The organism is Dietzia sp. UBA5065 (assembly GCA_002415925.1).
Taxonomy (GTDB): domain Bacteria; phylum Actinomycetota; class Actinomycetes; order Mycobacteriales; family Mycobacteriaceae; genus Dietzia.
Map to the genome: position 1 here is coordinate 1 of DIAZ01000088.1, position 5,796 is coordinate 5,796.

4 protein-coding genes and 1 pseudogene are annotated in these 5,796 nt (G+C 71.5%); all 5 read left to right on the forward strand.

Going from position 1 to position 5,796, the window contains the following annotated elements; genetic code table 11:
• Positions 1-9 precede the first annotated feature (9 nt).
• Positions 10-2,721, forward strand: coding sequence for a valine--tRNA ligase (locus B4M60_RS06660; protein WP_291081472.1), 2,712 nt, complete (start codon positions 10-12; stop codon positions 2,719-2,721).
• The gene (folC, locus tag B4M60_RS06665) at positions 2,718-4,310 is read left to right on the forward strand and encodes a bifunctional tetrahydrofolate synthase/dihydrofolate synthase (protein WP_291081474.1); all 1,593 of its coding nucleotides are present in this window, start codon (positions 2,718-2,720) and stop codon (positions 4,308-4,310) included. The genes B4M60_RS06660 and folC overlap by 4 nt, the downstream gene beginning before the upstream one ends.
• Positions 4,307-4,726 (forward strand): DUF4233 domain-containing protein, encoded by a 420-nt coding sequence (locus B4M60_RS06670; RefSeq protein ID WP_291081476.1) that lies wholly within the window; start codon positions 4,307-4,309, stop codon positions 4,724-4,726. The genes folC and B4M60_RS06670 overlap by 4 nt, the downstream gene beginning before the upstream one ends.
• Positions 4,727-4,756: 30 nt before the next feature.
• Complete coding sequence (gene ndk / locus B4M60_RS06675; protein WP_291081478.1) at positions 4,757-5,167, forward strand: nucleoside-diphosphate kinase; 411 nt, start codon at positions 4,757-4,759, stop codon at positions 5,165-5,167.
• A 332-nt stretch (positions 5,168-5,499) separates the two neighbouring features.
• Positions 5,500-5,796: pseudogene (locus B4M60_RS06680) on the forward strand (hypothetical protein); the annotation flags it as partial.

Below are 5,796 nucleotides of genomic sequence, written 5' to 3' on the forward strand. Positions count from 1 at the left end.
GATGGTCGGGTGACGACTCCAGCTGCTCCCGGCCACGACACCGACCGTGCGGACTCCCTCCCCGCCTCATGGAATCCCGGTGAGGTCGAGGCCGAGCTGTATCGGCGCTGGGTGGACGCCGGGTACTTCGAGGCCGACCCCTCCAGCGACAAGCCCGCGTACTCGGTGGTGCTGCCGCCGCCCAACGTCACGGGCAGCCTGCACATGGGACACGCGCTCGACCACACGCTCATGGACGTCCTCACCCGCCGCAAGCGGATGCAGGGGTACGAGGTGCTCTGGCTGCCGGGGATGGACCACGCCGGCATCGCCACCCAGACCCTGGTGGACCGCAAGCTCGCCGCGGAGGGGATCGACCGGCACGAGATCGGCCGGGAGGCCTTCATCGAGAAGGTCTGGGAGTGGAAGCGCGAGTCGGGCGGCACCATCGGCGAGCAGATGCGGCGCCTCGGCGACGGGGTGGACTGGTCCCGCGAGCGATTCACCCTGGACGAGGGCCTGTCCCGGGCCGTTCAGACCATCTTCAAGGAGCTCTACGACCAGGGCCTGATCTACCGCGCCGAGCGGTTGGTCAACTGGTCGCCGACCCTGCAGACCGCGATCTCGGACATCGAGGTCAAGTACTCGGACGTCGAGGGCGAGCTGGTGAGCTTCCGCTACGGCTCCATGGACGACTCGGAGCCGCACCTGGTGGTGGCCACGACGCGGCTCGAGACGATGCTCGGCGACACCGCCATCGCGGTGCACCCCGAGGACGGGCGCTACGCCCACCTGGTGGGCGCCGAGATCCCGCACCCGTTCCGCGAGGGATGGACCATGCGCGTGGTGGCCGACGACTACGTGGACCCGGAGTTCGGCACCGGCGCCGTCAAGGTCACGCCCGCGCACGACCCCAACGACTTCGCGATCGGCCAGCGTCACGGGCTCGACATGCCCACGATCATGGACGCCACCGGCCACATCGCCGACACGGGCACCCGTTACGACGGGATGGACCGGTTCGAGGCGCGTCGGGCGGTCCGCGAGGACCTCGCCGCGCAGGGCCGGATCGTCAAGGAGGTGCGCCCGTACCTGCACTCGGTCGGCCACTCCGAGCGCTCGGGCGAGCCGATCGAGCCGCGGCTCTCGCTGCAGTGGTGGGTCAGGGTCGAGGAGCTGGCCCGGATGGCCGGCGACGCGGTGCGCGACGGTGACACCGTGATCCACCCGAAGAGCCAGGAGCCGCGCTGGTTCGACTGGGTCGACGACATGCACGACTGGTGCATCTCCCGCCAGCTGTGGTGGGGCCACCGCATCCCCATCTGGTACGGGCCGGACGGCGAGGTGGTCTGCGTGGGGGCGGACGAGCAGCCGCCCGCCGGGTACACCCAGGAGACCGACGTCCTGGACACGTGGTTCTCCTCCGGGCTGTGGCCGTTCTCCACCATGGGCTGGCCCGACCGGACCGCCGACATCGAGCGGTTCTACCCCACGTCCGTGCTCGTCACCGGCTACGACATCCTGTTCTTCTGGGTGGCCCGGATGATGATGTTCGGCACCTTCGTCGGCCGCACCCTCACCGGCGGGAACGCCGCCCCCGGCAAGGTCCCCTTCACCGACGTGTTCCTCCACGGCCTGGTCCGCGACGAGCACGGCCAGAAGATGTCCAAGTCCAAGGGCAACGGCATCGACCCGCTCGACTGGGTGGACCGCTTCGGCGCCGACGCGCTCCGGTTCACGCTCGCGCGCGGCGCCAACCCCGGCGGCGACCTGTCGGTCGGCGACGACGCCGCCCAGGCCTCCCGCAACTTCGCCACCAAGCTGTTCAACGCCACCCGCTTCGCGCTGATGAACGGCGCGACGGTGGGGGAGCTGCCCGAGCCGTCCGCGCTCACCGACGCCGACCGGTGGATCCTCCACCGGCTCGGCCAGGTCCGCGTGTCGGTCGACGACGCGCTGGAGAACTACGAGTTCTCCAAGGCTTGCGAGGCCCTGTACCACTTCGCCTGGGACGAGGTGTGTGACTGGTACCTCGAGCTGGCGAAGGTCCAGTTCGGTCACGACGACGAGTCCCGCGCCTCCGCGCGGGCCGAGCACACACGACTGGTGCTGGGTCACGTCCTCGACGTGGTGTTGCGGATGCTGCACCCGGTCATCCCCTTTGTCACGGAGGTGCTGTGGACGGCCCTGACCGGCCGGGAGTCCGTGGTGGTGGCCGACTGGCCCTCCGACGTGGTCCCGTCCGCCGACGCCGCCGAGCCCGTCCGCCGGGTGCGCGACGCCCAGACCCTCGTCACCGAGATCCGGCGTTTCCGCTCGGATCAGGGTCTCAAGCCCGGCCAGCGGGTCCCCGCCCGCATCACCGGGGTCGACGCCGCGGATCTGCCCGCCGACCTGCTCGACCAGGTCGCCTCGCTCGCTAGGCTCACCCCCGCCGGCGACGGGTTCACCGCCACCGCCTCGCTCGAGGTCCGTCTGGGGCTGTCCACGGTGGGGGTCGAGATCGACACCTCCGGGACGATCGACCTCGCCGCCGAGCGACGGCGGCTGGAGAAGGACCTCGCGGCCGCCCGCAAGGAGCTCGAGACCACCGGGGCCAAGCTGGGCAACGAGGCGTTCCTGGGCAAGGCCCCCGATCACGTGGTGGACAAGATCCGCGGACGCCGCGACCTGGCGGAGGCCGAGGTCGCCAGGATCGCCGCCCGCCTCGAGGCGTTGCCCGCCGCGGGGGACCCGGCATGACCGGCCGTCAGTGGCTCCCGCCGCACGACCCGGCGGAGGGGTGGGACACCCCGACGGAGGAGGACGTCGCCGAGATGCTCGGCGAGGAGGGCCTCGTGGCCGGGGTGTCGCTGGGCGGACCGCTCCCCGGGGACGAGGACGGCGACGATCATCAGCCGCCGCGCCCGATCCCCGAGATCGGAAGCCCCGAGTGGCAGGCCGACACCGCCGAGCTCGCCGCGGTCGAGGAGGAGCTGGCCACCCGCTGGCCGGAGTCCAGGCTCGAACCGAGCCTCGACCGCATCGCCGAACTCGCGTCCATCCTCGGCGACCCCCAGCACACCTATCCCGTGGTCCACGTCGCCGGGACCAACGGCAAGACCTCCGTCACCCGGATGATCGACGCGCTGCTGCGGGCGCTGCACCAGCGCACCGGTCGCAACACCAGCCCCCACCTGCAGAGTGTGACCGAGCGGATCGCGCTCGACGGCGAGCCGGTGACGGCGCGGCTGTTCGTGGACACCTACCGCGAGCTGCAGCCCTACCTCGAGCTGGTGGACCAGCGGTCGGAATCCGGCGGTGGGCCCCGCATGAGCTACTTCGAGGTGCTGACCGCGATGGCGTTCGCGGCGTTCGCCGACGCGCCGGTGGACGTGGCCGTCGTGGAGACCGGGATGGGCGGGACCTGGGACGCGACCAACGTGGTGCGGCCGGCCGTCGCCGTCGTCACCCCCGTCGGCCTGGACCACACCGACTACCTCGGAGAGGACCTGGCGGCGATCGCGGGGGAGAAGGCGGGGATCATCCAACCCGGAACCGAGGACGAGCTGCTGCCCCGCGACCCGATCGCCGTGATCGGCCGTCAGGAACCCGAGGCGATGGAGGTCCTCCTGCGCCGGGCCGTCGAGGTGGGTGCGGTGGTGGCCCGCCTGGGATCGGAGTTCGACGTGGTGGACCGGCGGCTCGCGGTGGGCGGTCAGTTGCTGACCCTCCGCGGCCTGGGGGGCGAGTACCCGGAGGTCTTCCTGCCGCTGTTCGGTGAGCACCAGGCGGAGAACGCGGCGACCGCGCTCGCCGCGGTCGAGGCGTTCTTCGGGGCAGGGCCGGAGCGGTCGCTGGATCCCGAGCTCATCCGCGCCGGCTTCGCCGCCGTCGACAGTCCCGGCCGACTCGAACGCCTGAGCTCGAGCCCGACCGTGCTGGTGGACGCCGCGCACAACGGGCACGGTGGCCGGGCTCTGGCCGCGGCGATCACCTCGGAGTTCGACTTCAAGCGGCTCGTGGCCGTGGTCGCGATGCTCGACGGCAAGGACGCCGACGCCTTCCTCGCCGCACTGGAGCCGGTGGTGGAGGAGGTCGTGGTCACCCGCGCCGCGTCGCCGCGGGCGATGGACCTCGACGAGCTCACCCGCATCGCCGAGGAGCGGTTCACCGCCCAGCGGGTCCACGTGGTGGACTCGCTCCCCGAGGCGCTGAGTGCCGCGCTCGACCTGGTGGGGGTCCCCGATCCCACCGCCGACGACGACGTGTCCGGCGTCGGAGTCCTCGTCACGGGCTCCGTGGTGACCGCCGGTGCCGCCCGGGACCTGTTCGGAAAGGACGCGCAGTGACCGACCCGACCCCCGTCAGAAGCCCGCTGGACAGCGCGCACGAACCCTCCGTGGACCTGTGGAAGGGCCTGCGCGGGATCATGGCCGGCACGCTCGTGCTCGAGGCGATCGTGATCGGCCTGGTGCTCACGGTGATCGCGCGGGTCGACGACGGAGCCCATTTCCAGGCCTGGAAGGTGTGGTTCGTCAGCCTGCTCGCCGTGGCGATGGTCGTGGCCAGCGGTCTGCAGCGGCGCCCGTGGGCGATCCCGCTGAATCTCACCCTCGCGGGCCTGGCCGTGGCGGGCTGGGCGGTGCACTGGTCGATGGGTGTGTGCGGTCTCCTCTTTGCCGCGGTGTGGGGATACATCTTGTACCTGCGACGGGATCTGAGGCAGCGGATGGCCGGGGGCTACCTGCCCAGCCAGCACGACTAGCTCCGGTCGGGGGCTTGTAGCATTACCGCCGTGACCGAGAGAACCTTCTTCCTCATCAAGCCCGACGGCGTCCAGCGCGGACTCACCGGGACCATCCTGGCGCGAATCGAGGCGAAGGGCCTCAGGCTCGTCGCCATGGACATGCGCCACGTGCCGCAGGAGACCGCGGCCGAGCACTACGCGGAGCACTCCGAGCGCCCGTTCTACGGCGACCTCCTCGAGTTCATTACCTCCGGTCCGGTCGTGGCCGGCGTCGTCGAGGGGCCCCGCGCGATCGCCGCGTGGCGCCAGCTCGCCGGTGGCACCGACCCGGTCGAGAAGGCCGCCCCGGGCTCGATCCGCGGCGACTTCGGCCTTGAGACCCAGTTCAACCTCGTCCACGGCTCGGACTCCGAGGAGTCCGCGGCGCGCGAGATCGCGCTCTGGTTCCCCGCCCTCTGATCTGGTCCAACCCCGCAGACACCGCGCTCAGCACGCCCGTCGGTCCCCGGACCGGCGGGCGTGTTCTGCGTCCTCCGTCGGCCGCGCGGCGACGGATCGCCCGCGGGTGTGGGACAATGGCCGGAGCCCTCCTTCCGGGCGAACGGACCATCGGTTCGCCCCGGGATGGGCGCCCGCCACCCGCGGCCCGGATCACAACCGGTATCGCGGACACAAGACATAGCCCCACCCCGAGGTGGGGCCCAGAGAGAAATGCCGACCCCGTGCGGCGGCGTGGGTCACCGGAATCCCCGGTGACGTGATCGCGCCCGGAGTCCGGCCAGAGGAGACACGTGTCGGATTCGAACCTGACCATCGACGATCTCAATGCGCTTCCCGAGAAGATGCGCGCGCACGCGGCGGCCAAGGCCGTGGGCATGACCAGCAAGGAGTTCCTGGCCGCCATGGCCGGAATCGGCGTGGAGGTCAAGAGCGCCCAGTCCGCGGTGACGCGCGAGGTGCTGCTCACCTGGTTCGCCGGCCGCGGAGACGGCGGGGCGACCGTCGTGGAGGAGCCCGCCGCGGAGGAGCCCGTCGAGAAGGCGCCGGCGAAGAAGGCCCCCGCCAAGAAGACCACGCAGAAGAAGGCC

Bases quoted from the DNA above. Each gene is read 5' to 3' on its own strand.
- folC (WP_291081474.1), top strand. From the start codon at position 2,718: ATGACCGGCCGTCAGTGGCTCCCGCCGCACGACCCGGCGGAGGGGTGG.